Annotated in this window: 20 protein-coding genes and 1 tRNA gene; 5 read left to right on the top strand and 16 right to left on the bottom strand. The window is 64.3% G+C overall.

Going from position 1 to position 19232, the window contains the following annotated elements:
* Positions 1 to 230: 230 nt before the first annotated feature.
* The 6 genes from AC1DSD_RS22120 to AC1DSD_RS22145 all read right to left on the bottom strand — a co-directional run bounded on the left by AC1DSD_RS22120 (position 231) and on the right by AC1DSD_RS22145 (position 5452).
* Complete coding sequence (locus tag AC1DSD_RS22120; protein WP_478033132.1) at positions 231 to 905, bottom strand: energy transducer TonB; 675 nt, start codon at positions 903 to 905, stop codon at positions 231 to 233.
* Positions 906 to 985: 80 nt separating this feature from the next.
* A complete protein-coding gene (gltX, locus tag AC1DSD_RS22125) occupies positions 986 to 2308 on the bottom strand; it encodes a glutamate--tRNA ligase (protein ID WP_478033133.1) in 1323 nt (440 codons plus the stop codon).
* A 106-nt stretch (positions 2309 to 2414) separates the two neighbouring features.
* Positions 2415 to 2864, bottom strand: a complete 450-nt coding sequence (locus tag AC1DSD_RS22130; RefSeq protein ID WP_478033134.1) for a hypothetical protein — start codon at positions 2862 to 2864, stop codon at positions 2415 to 2417.
* Between the two features lie 197 nt (positions 2865 to 3061).
* On the bottom strand, positions 3062 to 3436 hold the full coding sequence (locus tag AC1DSD_RS22135; RefSeq protein ID WP_478033135.1) for a hypothetical protein: 375 nt from the start codon (positions 3434 to 3436) through the stop codon (positions 3062 to 3064).
* A 298-nt stretch (positions 3437 to 3734) separates the two neighbouring features.
* Complete coding sequence (locus AC1DSD_RS22140) at positions 3735 to 4403, bottom strand: RlmE family RNA methyltransferase (protein WP_478033136.1); 669 nt, start codon at positions 4401 to 4403, stop codon at positions 3735 to 3737.
* Positions 4400 to 5452 (bottom strand): Ppx/GppA phosphatase family protein, encoded by a 1053-nt coding sequence (locus AC1DSD_RS22145; RefSeq protein ID WP_478033137.1) that lies wholly within the window; start codon positions 5450 to 5452, stop codon positions 4400 to 4402. The genes AC1DSD_RS22140 and AC1DSD_RS22145 overlap by 4 nt, the downstream gene beginning before the upstream one ends.
* Before the next feature lie 170 nt (positions 5453 to 5622).
* Between AC1DSD_RS22145 and AC1DSD_RS22150 the strand changes: the two genes are divergently transcribed.
* Positions 5623 to 5696, top strand: a tRNA-Gln gene (locus AC1DSD_RS22150).
* Positions 5697 to 5901: 205 nt separating this feature from the next.
* Positions 5902 to 6159, top strand: coding sequence for a response regulator transcription factor (locus AC1DSD_RS22155; protein WP_478033152.1), 258 nt, complete (start codon positions 5902 to 5904; stop codon positions 6157 to 6159).
* Between the two features lie 96 nt (positions 6160 to 6255).
* Here AC1DSD_RS22155 and AC1DSD_RS22160 read toward each other — a convergent pair whose 3' ends face one another.
* The 3 genes from AC1DSD_RS22160 to AC1DSD_RS22170 all read right to left on the bottom strand — a co-directional run bounded on the left by AC1DSD_RS22160 (position 6256) and on the right by AC1DSD_RS22170 (position 8685).
* A complete protein-coding gene (locus AC1DSD_RS22160) occupies positions 6256 to 6915 on the bottom strand; it encodes a PIG-L deacetylase family protein (protein WP_478033138.1) in 660 nt (219 codons plus the stop codon).
* Positions 6916 to 6958: 43 nt separating this feature from the next.
* Entirely contained in the window at positions 6959 to 7816 is an 858-nt protein-coding gene (locus AC1DSD_RS22165; RefSeq protein WP_478033139.1) for a sugar phosphate nucleotidyltransferase, read from the bottom strand.
* Positions 7817 to 8268: 452 nt separating this feature from the next.
* On the bottom strand, positions 8269 to 8685 hold the full coding sequence (locus tag AC1DSD_RS22170) for an LbetaH domain-containing protein (protein ID WP_478033140.1): 417 nt from the start codon (positions 8683 to 8685) through the stop codon (positions 8269 to 8271).
* A 273-nt stretch (positions 8686 to 8958) separates the two neighbouring features.
* Between AC1DSD_RS22170 and AC1DSD_RS22175 the strand changes: the two genes are divergently transcribed.
* Entirely contained in the window at positions 8959 to 10071 is a 1113-nt protein-coding gene (locus AC1DSD_RS22175; protein WP_478033141.1) for a glycosyltransferase, read from the top strand.
* 95 nt (positions 10072 to 10166) lie between these two features.
* Here AC1DSD_RS22175 and AC1DSD_RS22180 read toward each other — a convergent pair whose 3' ends face one another.
* The gene (locus AC1DSD_RS22180) at positions 10167 to 11258 is read right to left on the bottom strand and encodes a glycosyltransferase family 2 protein (protein WP_478033142.1); all 1092 of its coding nucleotides are present in this window, start codon (positions 11256 to 11258) and stop codon (positions 10167 to 10169) included.
* Positions 11248 to 12525, bottom strand: a complete 1278-nt coding sequence (locus AC1DSD_RS22185; protein WP_478033143.1) for a class I SAM-dependent methyltransferase — start codon at positions 12523 to 12525, stop codon at positions 11248 to 11250. The genes AC1DSD_RS22180 and AC1DSD_RS22185 overlap by 11 nt, the downstream gene beginning before the upstream one ends.
* Before the next feature lie 306 nt (positions 12526 to 12831).
* Here AC1DSD_RS22185 and AC1DSD_RS22190 point away from each other — a divergent pair, with 306 nt between their 5' ends.
* Complete coding sequence (locus AC1DSD_RS22190; RefSeq protein ID WP_478033145.1) at positions 12832 to 13188, top strand: hypothetical protein; 357 nt, start codon at positions 12832 to 12834, stop codon at positions 13186 to 13188.
* A gap of 227 nt (positions 13189 to 13415) precedes the next feature.
* Here the strand turns inward: AC1DSD_RS22190 and AC1DSD_RS22195 are convergent, their stop codons facing one another.
* From AC1DSD_RS22195 to AC1DSD_RS22215, 5 genes are read right to left on the bottom strand one after another with little or no spacing between them, the layout of a single operon-like run.
* Positions 13416 to 14540 (bottom strand): NAD(P)/FAD-dependent oxidoreductase, encoded by a 1125-nt coding sequence (locus AC1DSD_RS22195; RefSeq protein WP_478033146.1) that lies wholly within the window; start codon positions 14538 to 14540, stop codon positions 13416 to 13418.
* 25 nt (positions 14541 to 14565) lie between these two features.
* A complete protein-coding gene (locus AC1DSD_RS22200) occupies positions 14566 to 15114 on the bottom strand; it encodes a dTDP-4-dehydrorhamnose 3,5-epimerase family protein (RefSeq protein WP_478033147.1) in 549 nt (182 codons plus the stop codon).
* Positions 15111 to 16442 carry an NAD(P)H-dependent oxidoreductase gene (locus AC1DSD_RS22205; protein ID WP_478033148.1) on the bottom strand — a complete coding sequence of 444 codons (1332 nt, stop codon included), beginning with the start codon at positions 16440 to 16442 and terminating at the stop codon, positions 15111 to 15113. Before AC1DSD_RS22205 ends, AC1DSD_RS22200 begins: the two co-directional genes overlap by 4 nt.
* Positions 16439 to 17257: a glucose-1-phosphate cytidylyltransferase gene (rfbF, locus tag AC1DSD_RS22210; RefSeq protein ID WP_478033149.1), complete on the bottom strand. Its 819-nt coding sequence runs from the start codon at positions 17255 to 17257 to the stop codon at positions 16439 to 16441. The genes AC1DSD_RS22205 and rfbF overlap by 4 nt, the downstream gene beginning before the upstream one ends.
* Positions 17254 to 18342, bottom strand: a complete 1089-nt coding sequence (locus AC1DSD_RS22215) for an NAD-dependent epimerase/dehydratase family protein (protein WP_478033150.1) — start codon at positions 18340 to 18342, stop codon at positions 17254 to 17256. The genes rfbF and AC1DSD_RS22215 overlap by 4 nt, the downstream gene beginning before the upstream one ends.
* A 369-nt stretch (positions 18343 to 18711) precedes the next feature.
* Between AC1DSD_RS22215 and AC1DSD_RS22220 the strand changes: the two genes are divergently transcribed.
* A partial coding sequence (locus AC1DSD_RS22220) for an ANTAR domain-containing protein (protein WP_478033151.1) occupies positions 18712 to 19232 on the top strand: 521 nt, incomplete at its 3' end.

The following is a 19232-nucleotide window of genomic DNA, read 5'->3' on the forward strand; positions in this document are numbered from 1 at the left end:
GCCGGTCCCGTGACTATATTAGGGCCTGTACTCAGTTACCACGAGGATCGTGATTGCCCGCAGGAGCCCGCCGAGCGTCGTCGCTTGCTGGCGCGTAGCTTCAGCTACGCGACTGCGCTGCGCTCCTAGTCGGCGGGCTCCTGCGGGCAATCACGATCCTCGTGGTAACTGAGTACAGGCCCTAATATAGTCACGGGACCGGCAACAGGCCAGCCCCGCGACCGAAACGGTCACTGCTCGTTGAGCACGAACCGCAGACTCATCGTCTTCCATTGCTCGATCGGTACGCCGTCCTTGGTCGCCGGCTTGAACCGCCATTTACCCAAGGCCTGGCGCTGCGCGGCGGCGAAGAAGGCGTCCGATGCGGCCGCCACCTTCTCGACCTGCTTCACCCGGCCGTCGGTGCCGACCAGCACGCGGAGCACGACGCGGCCGCTATTGCCCGCGCGCTGTTCCTCGGGAGGATAAGGCGGCTGGAGCAGCCCCTGATAGCGCGGGTCGATGAATGCATCGACCATGACCGGCTTGGCGACCAGGACGGGCGTGACCACGGTGCCGATGTCGGGCGCCTTGCCGATCTCCGGTCCCATCGGCGGCAAAGGCGGAAGCTTGGGAGTCAGGTCGATCGGCACCTTCGGAATCGGCAGTATCTCCGGCACCGGCGGCACATAGACTTGTTCGTTCTGGGGCGCCTTGGGCTTGGCTTCGACCTTATGAACGGGTGGGGGCGGCGGCGGTTCGATGACCCTGTAACCTTCGAACCTCTTGATTTCCGTGATTGTTCGCTGGATTTGCAAGCCCATGATCAGGGCGGCAATCGGGCCCACGGTCAGCCCCAGTGCCAGCGCCATGCTACCCGGCTTAAACGCCGGGCCCGCGCCATAACGGTCGCCATAAGTCGCCATGTCGTCTCTCCTTTACGGTCTCAAATGCCGCGACTCGGATGCGATACAACATTACATTCTATGATACAAGATATCATCGATCAGCTGGGCACCAAACGCTCCAACGCGCGGTAGCGGCCGATCAGCGGCAACAGGGCCGCCATGTCGGGGCCATGATCCATCCCGGTCAGCGCGCGGCGCAGCGGCAGGAACAAGGACTTGCCCTTTCGCCCGGTCGCCTCCTTGAGCGCGTTGGTCAGCGTGTGCCAGGGATCCCCGGTCCAGCCGATCTCACCGGCGATGCGATGCGCGGTGGCCAGGAACTCGCGATCCTCGGGATCGACGGTGGTGGAGATCGGCCCCTCCACCACATGCCACCAATCGGCCGCACCGGCGATGGTCGTCAAATTGGGCCTGATCGCATACCACGCCGCATCGTCCATTCCGGCGGGCAGGCGATCGGCGACCGCGGCGAAGGCCAGTTGGTGGACGATCCGCGCGTTGAGCTGGGCGAGTTCGCCCTCGTCGAACCGCGCCGGCGCGCGGCCGAAGCGCGAGAAATCGAACGCGGCGATCAACGGCGCGGGATCGACGAACGGCTCGACCGGATCGCTGGTGCCGATCCGCGCCAGCAACGCGACGATCGCCTGCGGTTCGATCCCCTCGCCGCGGAAATGTTCGACGCCAAGCGAGCCAAGCCGCTTCGACAATTTGCCTTCCGCCCCGGTCAGCAGCGCGGCGTGCGCGAAGGTCGGCAGCGGCGCGTTCATCGCGACGAACATCTGCAACTGGAGCGCGGTGTTGGAGACGTGATCCTCGCCGCGCACGACATGGCTGATACCCATGTCAACATCGTCGATCACCGAAGGAAGCATGTAGAGCCACGACCCGTCGGCGCGGCGGATCACCGGATCGCTCATCGTCGCGGCGTCGAAATGCTGGGGGCCGCGGATCAGATCGTGCCATTCGATCGCGCCCGGATCGAGCTTGAACCGCCAATGCGGGCGGATGCCGTCGGCCTCCAGCTTGGCGCGATCGGCGTCGCTGAGCGCCAGCGCGGCGCGATCATAGACCGGCGGCAAACCGCGCCCGAGCAGGATCTTGCGCTTGAGCTCGAGTTCCTGCTGCGTTTCATAGGCCGGATAGATCCGTCCCGCCGCGCGCAGATCGTCGAAGCGGCGTTCGTACAGCGCGAACCGCTCGGACTGCCGCACCTCCTCATCGGGTGTCAGCCCCAGCCAGGCGAGATCGGCGCGGATCGACTCGACATAGCGCTCCTCGCTGCGCTCGACATCGGTATCGTCGATCCGGAGCACGAAGCGCCCGCCGGTGGACCGCGCGAACAGCCAGTTGAGGATCGCGGTGCGGATATTGCCGATATGGAGATTGCCGGTCGGACTCGGCGCGAAACGTGTGACGGTCATGCCCGCGACTTAGGGCGAGTGGGCGTGGGCGGCAATGCGCGCGGTGGCGGACGTCCCCCGCGCCAATCCGCCGCAGCAGACGCGACGCTATCGCTTCGAATTGTCGTTAGACGTAGGCGGCGCTGACATCCTGCTTGATGCCATGGAGCCGAACGACCTGACGCCCGACACAGACCGGCGCGGCGATCAGGCGCATCCATTTCGGCGGCCCGGTCACCGGCACGATTTCGGCATCGAGCGTGAAGCCGCGCCGGTGCTTGATGGCATGAGCGCGCAGCCTCTCCATCGCGGCGCGCGATGGCTCCGCATATAAAGCGGCGACCTCGTCCCGCGCGAGGACCGCGCCGCGCGGCAAGCCGAACAGGTCGAACACCCCGTCCGTCCAGCTCAGCGCATTGTCGGACAGATTGCATTCCCACAGTCCGATGCCGCGCGCCACCAGGAGCTCGGGCTGACGCCCGGAGGCGACCGGGGCCTGGCTCGGCTCGTCGAGCAGACAACCGAGGTCGAAACGCTGATGTTGCTCGAACAGGGGCCAGCTATGGGTCAGGGGCAAGGCATCGCTCCGCTCATGGCGCTCCGTTCCGGCAGGCCATGATCGGCCCGGTCGATGAACCCTTATGACGCTGAAAGTGTGTCCAAAAGGTTTCGGCGGCCTACCCGAAACGGCACCCGCAGGGCATTCCTCGGGAGCTTCTGCCTGGGCCGCAGGTAAATCCGCTATCGCCCGGAAGCGGGCGTATTGCGATGTGGCTACCGCCCTCCAATTGCCCACGCATATGCCGGGCGACGGTCGTCGAACATCGCATGGTTCGGTCGAAGCGCACAAATGCGCTGCATTTGAACTTTGAGCAACGGTGAGGCTCCGAAGAACGCAACCCGGTTGGCCCGCAACAAGATGCGGGATGGATCGATGGTTTTGTCGCGTAGGGCATCGATTGATAACGGTGACGCCACTTTAGCATTAGTCAGATCGAATAGGCGTCCGTGCAGCGCAATTTGATCACCGAACGCTTGGACGGCTTGGTCCACCTGAGCGGTGAGGTTCAAGATTTGCTCAGCGTCGAGGAAGCCGGATACGCTAGCAAACGCGATGAGGTTGGCGCGATCCAATATAACTTTCGGCAAGACAGCCCCTTCCCGGTTCTGTGCTTCCGACCGTATCACCCGGTTACTAACTTCCGCTGAAGGCTGCGGAGCAATTCGCGACGGCGGAACCGCGAGCGCTTCGCTCAACGGCACGAGCCGAATTTAAACGCGGTGGCGGCTTTCCGCCCAACCAACGACATCCGGAGTAAAGGCATCCCCGTCGCGGCAAAGCAGCTTCAGGTCGACCATGCCCCGGCGTGGTCTGCGGGATGCGGGGCATCCCGCACCTGAAGCTCGTCGGTCGTCGGGGCTCGGCGCTTCACGATTTAGCGTTTCGCTAAATCGTTGCGCGACCCTTGAACCCCTGCGCCACCACGAACCATTCGACCGAGCCTTTGCGGCTCGATGGCGGCTTGGCGTGCTTCACCGTCGCGAAATTGCGCTTCATCTCGGCTACCAGCGACGAATCGGCGCCGCCGGCGAACACTTTCGATACGAACGTGCCGCCAGGCTTGAGCACATCGATCGCGAACGCCAGCGCGGTTTCGACCAAGGCCAACGTCCGCAGCGCATCGGTTTGCGGGTGGCCAACCGTGTTCGCCGCCATGTCCGACATGACCAGATCGGGCGCGCCACCCAGTTCCTCGATCAGCCGATCGGGCGCCGCATCGTCCATGAAGTCCATTTGCAGGATGGTGACGCCATCGATCGGATCGACCGGCAACAGGTCGATGCCGACGATCGCCGCTTTGGGCACCTGACGCCGCACCACTTGCGACCAGCCGCCCGGCGCCAGCCCCAAGTCGACCACGCGGGTCGCGCTTTTGAGGAACCCGAACTTCTCGTCGAGTTCGATCAATTTGTACGCCGCCCGGCTGCGATAACCCTCCGCCTTGGCGCGCTTGACGTACGGGTCGTTCAATTGCCGCTCAAGCCAGCGCGTCGACTGGGGAGTCCGATTGCGCGACGTCCGCACGCGGGTATGTCCGCCGCCCCCGCCCCTCATGGCCGTTGCGCTCCCATCAGGCGGCGCAGTATGCCCTCGCGGATGCCGCGGTCGGCGACCCCCAGCCGCTCGGCCGGCCACAGATCGAGGATCGATTCGAGGATCGCGCAGCCCGCCACGACCAGGTCGGCGCGCTCGCCGCCGATGCATGGGAGGCGCGAACGCTCTGCCACCGACATGCCCGACAATTCGGCCGAGATGCGGCGCATCGATTCGGTCGGGACGATCAGCCCGTCGACCTTGGCGCGGTCATAATGATCGAGTTCGAGGAAGACGCTGGCCAAAGTCGTCACCGTCCCGCTGGTCCCGAGCAGCCGCGGCGCCTTCAACTTCGCCGGCACGCGCTTGGCGAAGGCCGCGAAGCTTTCGGTCGCCAGCGCGCGCATCCGCGCATAGGATTCGCCCAGCGCCTCGGCGCTATCGCCGCCGCCGGCATGTTCGGTCAGCGACACCACGCCCCAGCGCGCCGAATGCCAGTCGAGCACGCGCGGATGATCGCCCGACAGGTCGATCAGCACCAATTCGGTCGATCCGCCGCCGATATCGAAGATCAGCGCCGGCCCGTCTCCGGGCTCCATCAGCGCGTGGCAGCCGAGTACCGCCAATCGCGCTTCTTCCTCCGGCGAGATCACGTCGAGCCGGATCCCGGTTTCGCGATAAGCACGCTCGATGAATTCGGCGCCGTTCGCCGCCTGGCGGCACGCCTCGGTCGCGACCGATCGCGCGACCAGCACGTTGCGGCGACGCAGCTTGTCGGCGCAGATCCTGAGCGCAGCGATGGTGCGATCGATCGCCGCATCGGACAGCCGCCCGCTCGAAGCGAGGCCCTCGCCCAGCCGCACGATCCGCGAAAAGGCGTCGACCACCGCAAAACCGTTGCCTTGCGGCCGCGCGATCAGCAGGCGGCAATTGTTGGTGCCGAGATCGAGCGCGGCATAATGCGGCGCTTCGCCCCAGCGTTTGGTGGGAATGCGGGCCGGACGGGCGGCGGGCTTGCCCGTCGGGGCGGCGCGCTGCCGGTGCGGCATATTGGCGGGAACGTCCCCCATGCCGTCGTAACTCTTATATTCTTGCGGTCCGGCCCATAGCCCTCCGCTGCTTGGCGCCGAGCCTAACCGAACTGGCGCGATGCGACAAGCGAAGGCCCGATCGACGATCTTGCCGGTTGCGCCCAAGGCCTTGACCGGTCGCGCCAGCCCGCCTAGAGCCCGCCGCCTGTTGCCCCGTCGTCTAAAGGTAAGACTACGGACTCTGACTCCGTCAATTGAGGTTCGAATCCTCACGGGGCATCCAGCAATCTTCAATTAAACCACTGATTTTCAGGCTATATTGCCGCGTTCGTGTTTTGTCGCTCCCTCAGTTGCTCCCTCACGAAGCAGCGGATGGCGATGGCCCCACCAATGTCTCAATGGGGCCGTTTCAGGGATGTCTCGAATCTACCTCCCGGACTTCCGCCTTGTTCAAGCGAACCTTGGGCCGGATCCCGGAATTGCAGATTGTGGGCGCCGACGACGCGTCGGATCTGGTCCTCAGCGCGTCCGACGCAGGTGCGCACGGGTTCGAGCTGACGCCGCGCGAGCGCGACGTGATCGCGTTGCTGGCCGAAGGCCTGTCCAACAAGGCGATCGGCCAGCGGCTCGGCATTTCCCCCGACACCGCCAAATTCCATGTCAGCCGGCTGATCGACAAGCTCGACGCGACCGGGCGCACGGATGCCGTGGCGCACGCCGCGCGGCGCGGGATCATCCATCTCTAGCGGGGATTTGTTTCGGTGGCCCGACCGGTCTCCCCTTTCGGCCAAGTTCCGCGGTCCCCGACGGAGCGGCCCGAGCGGCCCCGCCAACGCACAAGCTCACATGCCGAGCACGATCTTCTCCGCACGAAAAGCTTCGGCGAAACCGTGAGGCGCATTGCACTCGATCCCGCGGATGCGAGCGAGCGAGAGGAAGGTGTCGGGATTGAACCAGGCGCGGTGGCGCTGGCTCGGGAACGCCTCGTAGATTGCCGCCGCCTTGCGCCGGGCGACCTCCTCGGAGAGATGGACATAGGCGTTCGAGCGACCGAGATCGCCGTCATATTTTGGAATCTCGTAGCCGAGGATCAGGTGGTTACGGAAGGTGTTGTTGGTGAGCGCCGCGATCACCGCATGATCCTGATGCATGTCGCTCGCAATGTGGGTGAGGATGAGGTCGGGTGTGGGTCCTGCCTTGATCCTCTCGAAGACATTCTTGATGCGCGGCGTTTCGTGCGGAAAGATCCCGTCCTGGAAGTCCAGCACCTCCACGATCTGCTCGCACCCGTTGCCGAGCAGCGCCGCCGCACTCTGCCGCGCCTCCTCGGCGCGGCGCTCGTCCCCGCTGAACACGACCCACTGCACCGTCAGCCGCGATACGTTCGCGACGAGATTGAGCAGCGTGCCGCCACACCCGATCTCGATATCGTCGGCATGCGCACCGAGGCACAGCACCCGCTGCGTCTTTGCGCCGGTATCCGCGAACGCCAGATTGATCATATCCCCCGGTCTCTCCCTTTGTCCGTACCGGCGATCTTTCGCTTCACGCCGCGGGCGAAGCGCTGGCGGCGCCGAGCGTCGGAGCCCCGGCCGTGAAATGAACGGAGAGGGAATCCGGGGAAGCCTCGCGGCAGGCCTCCCAGGGAGCCTTGCCCTTGCGCTGCACCTCTTCCAGCAGATGCACGTCCTTCAACGTGTCGCAGGCTCGCCAAAAGCCGTCATAGGGATGCGCCAGGAGCCGCTGCTCGCCGATCAGCCGATGGAAGGGTTGCTCGACAAGGTCATCGCCCTCACCAATATAGTCGAAAATCTCCCGCCGGAAGACGAAGTAGCCGCCATTGATGCGGACATCCATGTCGGTGGACGACTCGACGCCGGTTACCGTGCCGTCAGAATCGTGACGAATATAATGGAAGCTGAGCGTGGGCTTGACCGCCACCAGCGCGCCCACGAAGGCAGGCTTGCGGACCAGGCAGTCGATGATGTCCTGGAGCGGAAGGTCCGTCAGGCCATCAGCATAATTGGCCAGAAACATCTCGTCGGCTTCGACATAGGATTCGATCGCCTTCAGGCGCTGCCCGATACTCGCATCGATGCCGGTATCGACCAGCGTGACGTTCCAATGGCCCTTGTCCTCATCCGGCAGCAGAAAGGATTGCGCGCGTCGTCTAGTCGAGATCGTGGGCAGGACTTCCGCGCCCTGCTCCAGAAAATATTCCGTAATGGCATCCGCGCCATAACCCAGGCAAAGGATGAAATCCCTATGTCCGTGATGGGCGTAATAGCTCATGACATGCCACATCAGGGCATGACCGCCGACATCGACCAATGGTTTGGGCTTATTGGGAATCTGGCCGCGCATCCGCGTGCCGTACCCACCACAAAACAGGACAACCTTCATATCGGCCTCCCCCTCTTGAACCCAGCTGTTCATGACGATCAAGCTGGCGCATTAGAGACATGATCCGCCGCCCAGCGCCACTATGCAGAGGGATGACGCTTTATTGCAGGGCCATGATCATTTCGGAGTAGAAGTGGCGATCTCGCGAAATACTCGACACGAATAAGTTGCATTCAGTCCGAGACACATCAGGTCGTAGACCCATGAGCGCGCCGCCACGGACGCATTGATGCTCTTCAGCACGGCGCAGCTGGCCGCCAGTTCGGTCCGTTGCTCGGCGGAATAAGGATCGCCGACCCGACGGGGCGAACCGCATCGCCTATCGGTCGATGGCCGGACATGCAGGCGCACCGGTCGCATCCACACTTTCGTCATGACCCGCTGCAAACGCCGTCGCGGCTCGCGCCCGCCTTTACCGCCGAGTGGCGGTTGCCCGCTGCGCGCCAACTCGCCTATTTTCGTTGGCCGACGCAGCGCGCAGGTATTCCTGCCCAGACCTCACGTTCTCCTGTCGACCGCGTGACGACGGCATTGGCGCCGATGATCGTGCCGTTGCCGATCCGCAACACGCCGCTCCGACACAGCACCTTGGCGCCCGGATAGATGACGACATCGTCGCCGATCTCGATCAGCATGGGCCTGATCCGCTCGTGCGGCAGATGCGCGTCGGAGCGGCCGATCGTTACTTGATGATAAATCTGGACGCGGTCGCCGATGCTCGTGTCGGGATGAAAGACGCTGCCGATGCCGCGATGGATGAGCTGCAGGTCTTTGCCGACGACGATCTCGGGCGGCATGTCAATGCCATACAGCATCAGCAATTCGCGGATGAGGCGATGGCGCCGCCAGGGCAGCAAGCGTTCAACCATTCCCACAGCACGATCGTCCCGAGGCGTAATCTTTCGCCGGCATTAGCCGCGCGCCCGCCGTTCGCGAACGGAAGAGAAGAGCTACTCCAATTGCCGACCACCGCCGCGCCCAAGCGTCGAAAGCGGAGCGAAAGGGCAGTTCGCCCCAGGATCGACATCGTGCGTCCCGATCCGCGTGGTGCATTGGGGGTAGTCTGAATTGCCGCTCGCCCCGGCCGACCGGTGCCGACTAGGGTCGGTTCGAAGCATGGCGCATCGTCTGGAGGGGCATCGATGTTGCAACGCACGTCAGATCCATCGGCCTGCCGCCCGGTCGTCCCTTGCCTCTGGGACGTCGAATTCTCGTGCGCTTTGGAGAACAAGACCGGCAAATATTTCATCGGCCGCGACTTGGTTCACGATCAGGGCAACCTGATCAATCAGGTCTATTATTGGCGGCATGGCACATATCGTCTCCCCAGCCCGTTCTTGGAGAGGGTGCTCGGGCTGGGCATGCGGATCGAGGTGCGCGCGGCGGGCGCGGCAGGGATTTCCCCCTTTCCCTTGCGGCGTCCGAACCAACCCACGCTGCACCTCGATCCGCACAGCGTCATCCACACGGCGATCAGCGAACGCGACGTCGTCCTGTGCCACGATCTCGGCCCGATCACGCATCCGGCCCTGTTCCGGCCCTGGGTCGCGCGGCTCTACCAGCGCGCCTATCGCCGCATCGCGCGCGCGGCACCACGCATGGTGTTCATCAGCGAGCATTCGCGGCGTGAATTCGTCCGCCTCTATGGAGAGGCACCCGACATGCGCGTCATCTATCCGCCGCTGCGGGCGGAAATCGACAGCCTGGCGACGGCACCCATTCCGGGGCTCGACCGGCAATTTCTGCTCACCGTCGGCAGCCTCGGCGCCCGCAAGAACCAGGCGACGATGATCCGCGCCTTTGCGCGGTCCGGGCTCGCGGAACGCGGCATCGGCTACGTCCTGTGCGGCGCCAGGGAACCGGGCGCGGAAGCGATCGACCGGCTCGCCCGCGATACGCCCGGCGTCCGCCTCCTCGACTATGTGTCGGACGCCCAGCTCGGTTGGCTTTATGCCAATGCGAGCGGCTTTGCACTGGTCAGCCAGTTGGAGGGGTTCGGCGTTCCCGTCGCCGAGGCGATCAGCCGCGGCCTCGTGCCGCTGATCACGCGCGGCAGCGTGCTCGAGGAAGTCGCCGGCGCGGGCGCGGTCGTGGTGCCGAGCGACGATCTCGACGCCATCGCCCACGGAATGATCGATCTCGTCGCCATGCCCGAGCCCGAGCGCCGTACGCGGCTCGCCAGTATGCAGGCATCGCTGGACAGGTTCTCGCGCCCGGCCTTCGCCGCGGCGTGGCGCGAGCTGCTGGCGCGCTAGAGCGATTTCGAGCCGGGCGCTCCCGCCGGCACCGAAATCACGACAATCCAAGGAAAAATGGAGCAAAGCCGAGCTCAAAAGAGCCCGGCTTTGCTCTAGAGCGAGGTCGATGCCGCAATCGGCAATGCGTTCGAACCGGCGGCACACCCCTTTTCGAATCGTCGGATCTCCTCCTGCTGCGGGACCTCGTCCCGCTCGGGCTCGTCCGCGGCGGCATGCGGGGCGGCGCGCAGACAGGATGGGTCGAGTGCAGCGTCGGCGCGCTCCGGGCGCGGCCGATAAAAGACGCCGATGGCCGTCCCCGCCGCCAAGATCCACGCTCGGCGCAACTGGCCGCGTGCCAGCAGCTTGAGCAGCATCGCCGTCTGCCGCCAGAGATGCAGCCCGATACGCGGCCAATCGTCATAGCGGAGCACCGTCGATGTCGTATTGCGATGCAGGTAATAATGGTATCCGAGCCGTACCGCGCTGGTTTCGTTGAGCGTGCTGAGCACGCCTTCCAGCTTGCGCGCGTGCAGGACGCGCGACGCCCCGACCAGATAGCCGGGCGTCCGCCGCGTGACGCGGACGGTGAATTCGCGATCCTCGCCAAAGATGAACATCGACGCGATCGGCAAGCCGTGCACGCGCAATGTCTCGCGCGGCAACAATATCGACGCGAACGTCGCCCCGAGCGTCGGCGCCAGGCCGTGATCGAGAAGCTCGGGCCAGTTCGGAAAGCCGAGCACGTTCCTGCGCTGGTCGATATGGGGAACTTCGGTCAGCTGACCGGTGGTCGAGCGCGGCACCGACACCAGATAGGGCGGTGCGATCTGGCGCCGATCGAGCAGGTCGTGCGCCAGGAGAAGCTGTTCGAGCGCATCGGGCTCGCAGATGACGTCGTCGTCCATCGACCAGATGAAGTCGGCGCCCAGGCCGTACGCCAGACGCATGCCGATGTTGAACCCGCCCGCCGCGCCCACATTGCTGCGCAGGCTGTAGATATCGACCAGATGTTGCCAGCGGTCGCCGAGCATCGCCGCGGTGCCGTCGATACTGGCATTGTCGACCACTATGATGCGGTCGCAACGCCGGGTCTGCGCCGCCAGGGCGGCGAGGCAACGTTCGAGCATTTCCTTGCGGTTGTACGTCAGGACAACCGCGCACACCTCCAGCGGGGCGAAACCCGCGACCGCCTCAGGCGACATGACGACGGCCGCCCGGCGCGGCGCGGTCGATGATCATCGGTTCGGGAATCGCGGTGATGAAGTCGGGTTTCCAGTCCGCTGTGGCGGCGAGCTGCTCGATGATTTCGTCCTTCAAGTTCCAAGGCAGGATGACGACATAGTCGGGCCGTGCCTCGGTCAGCGCCTCGGGCGGCAGGATCGGAATGCGCACGCCCGGAATCAAGCGTCCCTGTTTGGACGGCGCCTTGTCCACCGTGAACGCGATCAGATCGGGCCCGACCCCGCAGAAATTCAACAGCGTGACGCCCTTCGCGGGCGCGCCATAAGCGGCAACCGACCGCCCTTCGGCCTTCAGTCGCAACAGCAAGTCGCGAAAGCCCTGACGCACCCTGATGATACGTTCCGCGAACCGGTCGTACACTGCATCGGTGTCGAGCCCGTAAGCGAGTTCCTCCTGGAGAACGCGCTGCACCGCGAGCGTGTCGACATGCTTCGCCTCGGCGCGGCACACGAAATAGCGTAGCGAACCGCCATGCGTGTCAAGTTCCTCGACATCAAACAGACGCAGGCCCGCACCTTCGAACACGCGCTTCGCCGCCAGCAGCGAGTAATAAGAGAAATGCTCGTGATAGATCGTGTCGAACTGGTTGCGCTGCATCAGGCGTAGCAGGTGCTGAACCTCGATCGTCGCGACTCCCTGCGGCGCCAGCAGGTCGCGCATGCCGCGCGCGAAATCGTTGACGTCGGGGACGTGGGCGAAGACGTTGTTTGCCGTGACCAGATCGGCCCGCCAGCCTTGATCGACCAGCCGCTTGGCACAGTCCTGGCTGAAGAACTCGATTCTGGTCTCGATGTCGAGCACGCACGCGGCCTGCGCCACAGAGCTGCAAGGCTCGACACCGAGTACTGTTAGCTCCATGGCTCTGGAGAATTGGAGAAGGTAGCCGTCGTTGCTCGCGAGTTCGACATGCCGCGCGCCGGGGAGCAGCTCGAAACGCGCGATCATCGCATTGACATAACGTCGCGCATGATCGAGCCATGCCGTCGAAGCCGAGGAGAAATAGGCGTAATCGGCCCGGAACAGGTCGGCCGAATCCTTGAAGTCGAGCGTTTGTGCCAGCCGGCAGTCGCCGCAGACCATTACCGTCAGTTCGACTCGCGGATCGGATAGCGGCGGCGCAGCCGGATCGACATAATCATTGGCGACGGGCATCCGTCCCAGTCGCGCCAGCGTCGCGGTGAACTTGCCACTGCAATGCCGGCACCGGCGCTCTGCGACTGTGTCCATGCCCCCCCCTTTTCCCGCGTCCGGCGGGGCTAAGAGGAACCCCGCATCCGCAAGGTCAATAGATCAAGACATGTTGCTTGGCTCTTGCTCGTCAGCCGCACTACTTTGTAGCCACGGTCGCATCGCATGGAGACCATGCGAGTAGTTTAGCTGAAAGGTCGTGATCTCTTCCGGTCATCCAGTACCGCGAGGCCACTCTTTCGCGGTAGCACCAATGCCGATTCGCCTTCGTCTTACCTCCGTTACAGCGTTCGCGCAGGAAACAGCGCGACCTCTTCTGGTCGCGGCCACCCTGGGGGTATGACGATGCAGTCCCACCTTTCCTTTCTGACCGGTGTCGCGCGCTGGTCGGCCGAGTACCAGGGCATGGAATTCATCGGCAGCGCGAACGGTTGTTCGCTACGCTTCGTCATCACCGAGGACGCTTTGGCGAAGCTGAGCGGCGCGCCGGCGCGCGGCCCCGAATATGATTTCGACATCTTTTTCGAAAACGAAGCCGCGGTGCACCGCGCCGCGACAGAGGTCTTCCAGGTCATGCCGCCGGCCGGACGGCGATTGCTCATCACGGCGAACGACCTGCCGCTCGATTGCGCGTCCCCGCCCTCACCCACTCGAATAGGCAGGCCTATCGCCCGTTCGGGAGCAATCGTCGGCAAAGGATGATGCTCGGAGTTGTTGCCGGCGCGGTGACCGAATCGTTTACCAGTGATGGGCGGAGAGGGAACGACCGATCCGTACGGTCTCGGACGAGACCGGGTGGCTGAGTTCATTCATCAGCCGATCAACTCGAGATGGCTCGCGCTTGCGCGGGCCGGGCACGACGGCGCTGGACGCGCATCCATCTCCCCCTTGGAGCCACTGGCGTCGTCGTGTCACTTTACCAAGGCTCGCTAGACGCGCGGTGCCCGCCCGACGCCGAGATCGGTCGCGACCCGATCCGCAATCGCCAGCGACGCGGTGAGACCGGGCGACTCGATCCCCATCAACAGCACCATCCGATCGACACCGTGCTCGCGTGGGCCCGCGATCATGAAATCGGCATTGGGTTCGCCCGGCCCGGAAATCTTGGGACGGACGCCGCAATAGCCCGGCACCAGGCGCTTCGCATCAAGCGTCGGCCAGATCCGGCGCGCCGCGCTGGCGAACGCGTCCCGCCGATCCTGCGCCACCGCATAATCGAGCGTATCGATCCATTCGACATCGGGGCCGAAGCGCGCCGAACCCGACATGTCGAGCGTGAGGTGCGTGCCCAGCCCGCCGGGGACCGGCACCGGATAGATCAGTCGCGTGAACGGCGCCGCGCCCTGGTAGACGTAATAGACGCCCCGCGCATAATGGGGTTGCGGCACGCATTCGGACGGTAGGCCCTCCGTGCGCATCGCGATCGCATGCGCTCCGTGACCTGCTGCATTCACCACCATCCTCGCCGTCGCGGCAGCGCCGCTTTCACCGGCAAGATGGATCGCCCAGTCCCCCGCCATTGTACGGGTCAGGCGATCGACCCTGGTGCGTCGGGCAAAGACAGCTCCAGCCGCCTCGGCGTCGGCGAGCAGCGCGATCATGAAAGCATGGCTGTCGATGATCCCGGTCGAAGGCGACAGCAACGCCGCTTCACAAGCGATGGCAGGCTCGAGCCGCGCCGCCTCTTCGCCGGACAGCAGTTCGAGATCGTCCACGTCCGCGCGCTCCCCCGCGGCGGCGATCCGCATGAGCGTCGGCACTTCCGCCGGCGAAAAGGCTGTGATCAGCTTGCCGCAACGGCGGTGCGGCACATCGCGCTCGGCACAAAAACGATAAAGCTGGCGGCGTCCCGCCACGCACAGCGCCGCCTTGAGAGGAAGGCCGTCATAATGCAGGCCGGCATGGATCACTTCGCTGTTACGCGAACTCGTGCCGGTGCCGATCATGTCCTCGCAATCGGCGATCACTGTGGTGAGGCCGGCGAGCGCCAGCCGCCGGGCGATGGCCAACCCGACCACGCCGGCGCCGACAACCAGTACGTCGATATCCGCCATACGTCCCCCAGATCGATGCCCGCGACTACAGACCGGGCAAGTGATCGATGTCGATCAACGGAAACGCCGCGTCGCGGTGCGAAATCTGCGCCACCGGAAGCGGCCAGTCGATCGCCAATACCGGATCGTCGTTGCGCAGCCCGCCCTCGAATTCCGGAGCGTGCGCCGCGGACATCAGATACGTCATCTCGACGTCATCTCCGAGCGTCTGAAAGCCGTGCGCGCAGCCGGGCGGCACATAGATCTGGCGGCAGTTGGTATCGCTTAGCTCGACCTGCACGACGGTCAAGCGGGTCGCCGACATGCTGCGCAGATCAACCACGACGTCGAGCACGGCGCCGCGTACGCAGCGAATGAGCTTGGCTTCGGCATGCGGCGGCCGTTGGAAATGAAGTCCGCGGATAGTCCCGGCCTGCGCTGTCACCGACATATTCTGCTGGACGAAGTCGGCCGACAGCCCGTGATTAGCGAACTCGGTGCGGCACATGGTCCGCGCAAACCGTCCTCGCTCGTCGCCGCGCGGCTCGGGCGTGATGACGAAGCAACCGCTGATCGCGGTCTCTTCGAAAATCATTCCGCGGCACTCAGAAACGACGGAGCGTATCGTCGCGATTGTTCGGCGTAGAGCGCGTCGACCAGCCGCCCCTGCGGAATATCGACATCGGCGAAGGTCAGCACCGCATCGCGCTCGACCGGCCGCCGGATCGTACAGTCGAGCGCCAGCCCGAGCGGCAGCAAATGTTCGTGCTCGATCACGTCGTAATTCTCGGCGAGGGCATAGGTCTCGTAGCCGCCGAATTCGGTGATGCGGTCGCCCGGAACCAGGTCGCGCTTGGCCACCGCCGCCACCCCGACCCGCGGTCCGTCGATCGACGCCAACACCGTGTCGCCGAACAGGCAGGCGCGCGCGATCGAGGTCGGCACCTCGAAATGGCAGAGGTGATATGGGGTCTGAAAGCAGTAATAAGGGCCCGTGCCGAGCTTGTAGAGGTTGAGGAAGTGACGCTGACGCGGGTCCTCGATCGTGCCGATCACGAACACGCCCGGCCCGGGCCTTACCCCGACGACATAGTCGACCAGGCCGTGCCCGTATTCGTCGAGCACGCGGCCCAATGGCTCGACCGCTTCCTCCAGCGGCACCAGCGGCGCCTCGGGGTCTCCGCCAGAAAAGTCGAGGCCTGTCATGCCGCGCCGCGCTACGCGGAACCCGGTGGCGTTCGCGACGATCGCCTGTTCGTAAGAGATCTTGGTGCCATCCGCGAACGAGGCGACCATGACCGGCTTCTGTCCCCATTTGGCGGCGAACGCCTGTTGCGTGGTCGGGTCGCGATACGGATCGTGCAGGCCCTTGATGTTGCCGCAGAGCACCGGGGTCACTCCGATACCGCGCACGAAGCGCACCAGGTTCATCTGCACGCCCGGCTGGTCGCCATCGGAAAAGGTGTAGATCACCCCCGCTTCTTCGGCCTTGCGCCGCAGGATCGGGCCCACCGTGCCGTCGAGTTCGGCATTCATCTGGATCACGTTCTTGCCGGCGTGGATCGCGGCCATGACCACGCGCGCGCCATGCTCGATCGAACCGGTCACCTCGACCACGGCATCGATGCCGTCAGCGGTCGCCAGCGCTTCGGCATCCTGGGTGACGGCGACCCCGCCGGCGGCGATGCGCCGCTCGATGTCCCGGCGCGTATCGCAGATGACCGGGGTCAACCCGACATCCGCGACCGCGGCGATCGCGCTCTCGATATGACGGTTGGCCACCGCGACAATGCGCATGCCGGGTGTAGCCGTGACGATCTGGCGAACGATCCCCGCCCCCATGAAGCCGGTCCCGACCAGCCCCACCCGGATCGGCCAGCCGGTCGCCTCGAGCCGCGCCAGCGCCGTGTCGACCAGGATCATGCCGTGCGCTTCAACAAAGCGACGCCCGGCGCCGGCGCATCGGGCCAGATCTTCCAGGGGGCATTACCGCCGTGCCAATGCGTCTCCAGCACGTGCTTGTCGCGCAACGTGTCCATATTCTGCCAGAAGCCCGAATGAATATGGCAGCCGAGCTTGTTGCGTGCGATCAGCCGGTTCATCGGGTCAGCCTCGAACACCGTCTCGTCGCCGTCGATCACGTCGAAAATTTCGGGTTCGCAAACGAAGAAGCCGCCGTTGATGACACCGCCGTCGGTGGCGCCTTTCTCGCTGAAGCCATGCACTTCGCTACCGTCATCGCTGAGCCGCAATGCGCCGAACCTGCCGGGCTGGACGACACCGGTCAGCGTGCACCAGGCGCCCGATGCCGCATGCGCCGCGACCAATTCCGCGATGTTCACGTCGCTGACACCGTCGCCATAAGTCAGGCAGAACGGACCGTCCTGGAGCAAATGCCGCGCGCGCTTCAGCCGTCCCCCGGTCATTGTGTCGATACCGGTATCGAGGATCGTCACCCGCCAGTCGTCGTCCGACCGGCTCAGCCAGTCGATCCTGCCGCTGCCCAGGTCGATCGAAACGTCACAGCTGCGGGCCTGATAGTTGAGGAAATAGGCACGGATATAGTCGACCTTGTATCCGCCCAGGATCACGAAGTCGCGAATACCGTAATGCGCATAGATCTTCATGATGTGCCAGAGGATCGGCCGGTTGCCGACTTCGACCATCGGCTTGGGCGTGACGGCGGTCTCTTCGCTGAGACGAGTGCCGAAGCCGCCCGCCAGGATCACGGCCTTCATACCAAGACCTCCTCGCTCGGGTTTCGCACGACCGGCGCGAGGCGGTCGGCCCATTCCAGATCGTTTGTCAGCCGCCCCTCGGCGATCAGCGCCTTCAGCGTGTGGAGGCGGATCAGCGATGAATTCCTGAAATCGGCATCGGCGAAATGCAGGTCGCGCAATCCGGCGACGAGGCCGGCGACCGAATCCTGGAGGCTCATCCGCGGCTGATGGTGTGGCGCCAGTGCCGCGAAACGCGAGAAATCGACGCGATAGGACCGCGAGTCCGCCGGCGAATCGCGATTGACCGACACCCTGCAGCCGGGCACCTGTCGCGCGACGGCCTCGGCGAGATCGCGAACCTGGTAATTGGCGCTATCGGCCCCGGCATTGACAGTCAGCAGACGGCCGCCATTGTCGGGCGACCGGGTCGCGGCCCATTCGATCGCCCGCGCCATGTCCCGCACGTCGATCAACGGCCGCCAGGGCGACCCGTCGGACAGTACCGAGATTTGTCCGGTCGTGAGCGCGCAGGCGACGAAATCGTTGAGCACGAGGTCGAGCCGCAGCCGATCCGACATGCCGCAAGCGGTCGCGAAGCGCAGGCAAGTAACGGTCATGTCGCCAGCCAGCGTCGCCAGCGCCCGCTCCGCCCCGATTTTGGAGGAAGCGTAGGCAGTCATCGGATTGAGCGGGTCATCCTCGTTGCGGGGGCCGCCCTCAGCGACGCCGTAAACGCTGCAACTCGACGCGAAGACCAGGTTTCGAACACCCGCGGCGCTGGCCTGCCGGGCGATAGCAACGGCGGCGTCCTGATTGATTTCCTCGGTCACTCGACCGAACCGGGCGCCCATCGGGTCGTTGGAAACCGCCGCCAGAAGGATCACCGCGTCGCAGCCATCGAGCAGCCGGGCGTCGAACGATCGCACATCGCCGAAATGCTGGGCGTCGAGCCGGCGCTCGGGAACGTCGTGTGGTGTCGTGAGGCAATGGGCGAAAAAGCCCGAGTCGAATCCCTCGATCCGCGATTTGGGATAGGTTCGCCGCAACTGTCGCACGACCGAAGGGCCAACATACCCCATGTTTCCGGTGATCAGGATACGCATCGACGCCCCCCAAATCCCGACGCCGCGATTTCAACATCGGGCGTCATCCAAGGAACGATTGATCACGCTCCATTCGGGAAGTCGCGTAGAATTCAGATCATTAGCCATCGGGGCTAGACGGAAGCCACCAAAAGTCGGCAAACTCAGGGTCGCACAGAGCTGCACACCGAAGGATATATACATTCTGAGGGAGGCGCAATAACAGATTAGTCCATAATGGATAGTACTTTTGGCTGAATTGACGTCTAATTGTACTGGTTGATTATCTAATCATTAACTAGCCGCCTTGCGGCCGATGATAAGTGATCCAAAACGCCAATCTTTTGCGGGGATCGATGGCGCGGAACTCATATTGGAGGGGTGACCCAAATGATACCTCGCATCAAGATTGCCCTGCTCGGGCCCAATCGGATAGCTCTGGACGGGTTACAGAGAATACTGACCGAAAACGGATTTGACGTACTGGAAGCCGCGGTCGACGCGCGCCAACTCAGCGACATCGAAGCGGTCGATGACGACGGCAGCGACGTCGTCCACATTCTGCTGATGGACGGCCTGGCGGACGCCAAGACGGGGTACGAGCCCGCCGAACTTGCCGAGCGGTTCCCCGGCTATCGGCTGGCAGTAATGGCCGATGTGTTCGATTTCGACGAAATGGTCAGCTGTTTCCGCGAAGGCGTTTACGGCTACATCATCGCGGCATCGTCCGAATCTCTAGTGATCTCGCTGCGATTGATCGCCATCGGCGAGAAGGTGATGCCGTCGAACCTGGCCGAGTTCCTGCCCACGCATCCCAATCTCGGGCTGTCGCCGGGCACCAGCCAGTCGATGAAGCAGGCCGGCCTGTCACTGCGGGAAATCGAAATTCTCGCCTGTCTGGTGAGCGGGCA

It is taken from the genome of Sphingomonas sp. P4_D12 (assembly GCF_056401895.1).

Bases quoted from the DNA above. Each gene is read 5' to 3' on its own strand.
- AC1DSD_RS22215 (WP_478033150.1), bottom strand. From the start codon at position 18,342: ATGCGTATCCTGATCACCGGAAACATGGGGTATGTTGGCCCTTCGGTC.
- AC1DSD_RS22205 (WP_478033148.1), bottom strand. From the start codon at position 16,442: ATGATCCTGGTCGACACGGCGCTGGCGCGGCTCGAGGCGACCGGCTGG.
- AC1DSD_RS22165 (WP_478033139.1), bottom strand. From the start codon at position 7,816: ATGAAGGTTGTCCTGTTTTGTGGTGGGTACGGCACGCGGATGCGCGGC.
- AC1DSD_RS22200 (WP_478033147.1), bottom strand. From the start codon at position 15,114: ATGATTTTCGAAGAGACCGCGATCAGCGGTTGCTTCGTCATCACGCCC.
- AC1DSD_RS22145 (WP_478033137.1), bottom strand. From the start codon at position 5,452: ATGGGGGACGTTCCCGCCAATATGCCGCACCGGCAGCGCGCCGCCCCG.
- rfbF (WP_478033149.1), bottom strand. From the start codon at position 17,257: ATGAAGGCCGTGATCCTGGCGGGCGGCTTCGGCACTCGTCTCAGCGAA.
- AC1DSD_RS22195 (WP_478033146.1), bottom strand. From the start codon at position 14,540: ATGGCGGATATCGACGTACTGGTTGTCGGCGCCGGCGTGGTCGGGTTG.
- AC1DSD_RS22185 (WP_478033143.1), bottom strand. From the start codon at position 12,525: ATGGACACAGTCGCAGAGCGCCGGTGCCGGCATTGCAGTGGCAAGTTC.
- AC1DSD_RS22180 (WP_478033142.1), bottom strand. From the start codon at position 11,258: ATGTCGCCTGAGGCGGTCGCGGGTTTCGCCCCGCTGGAGGTGTGCGCG.
- gltX (WP_478033133.1), bottom strand. From the start codon at position 2,308: ATGACCGTCACACGTTTCGCGCCGAGTCCGACCGGCAATCTCCATATC.
- AC1DSD_RS22120 (WP_478033132.1), bottom strand. From the start codon at position 905: ATGGCGACTTATGGCGACCGTTATGGCGCGGGCCCGGCGTTTAAGCCG.
- AC1DSD_RS22170 (WP_478033140.1), bottom strand. From the start codon at position 8,685: ATGGTTGAACGCTTGCTGCCCTGGCGGCGCCATCGCCTCATCCGCGAA.
- AC1DSD_RS22190 (WP_478033145.1), top strand. From the start codon at position 12,832: ATGCAGTCCCACCTTTCCTTTCTGACCGGTGTCGCGCGCTGGTCGGCC.
- AC1DSD_RS22140 (WP_478033136.1), bottom strand. From the start codon at position 4,403: ATGAGGGGCGGGGGCGGCGGACATACCCGCGTGCGGACGTCGCGCAAT.
- AC1DSD_RS22175 (WP_478033141.1), top strand. From the start codon at position 8,959: ATGTTGCAACGCACGTCAGATCCATCGGCCTGCCGCCCGGTCGTCCCT.
- AC1DSD_RS22160 (WP_478033138.1), bottom strand. From the start codon at position 6,915: ATGATCAATCTGGCGTTCGCGGATACCGGCGCAAAGACGCAGCGGGTG.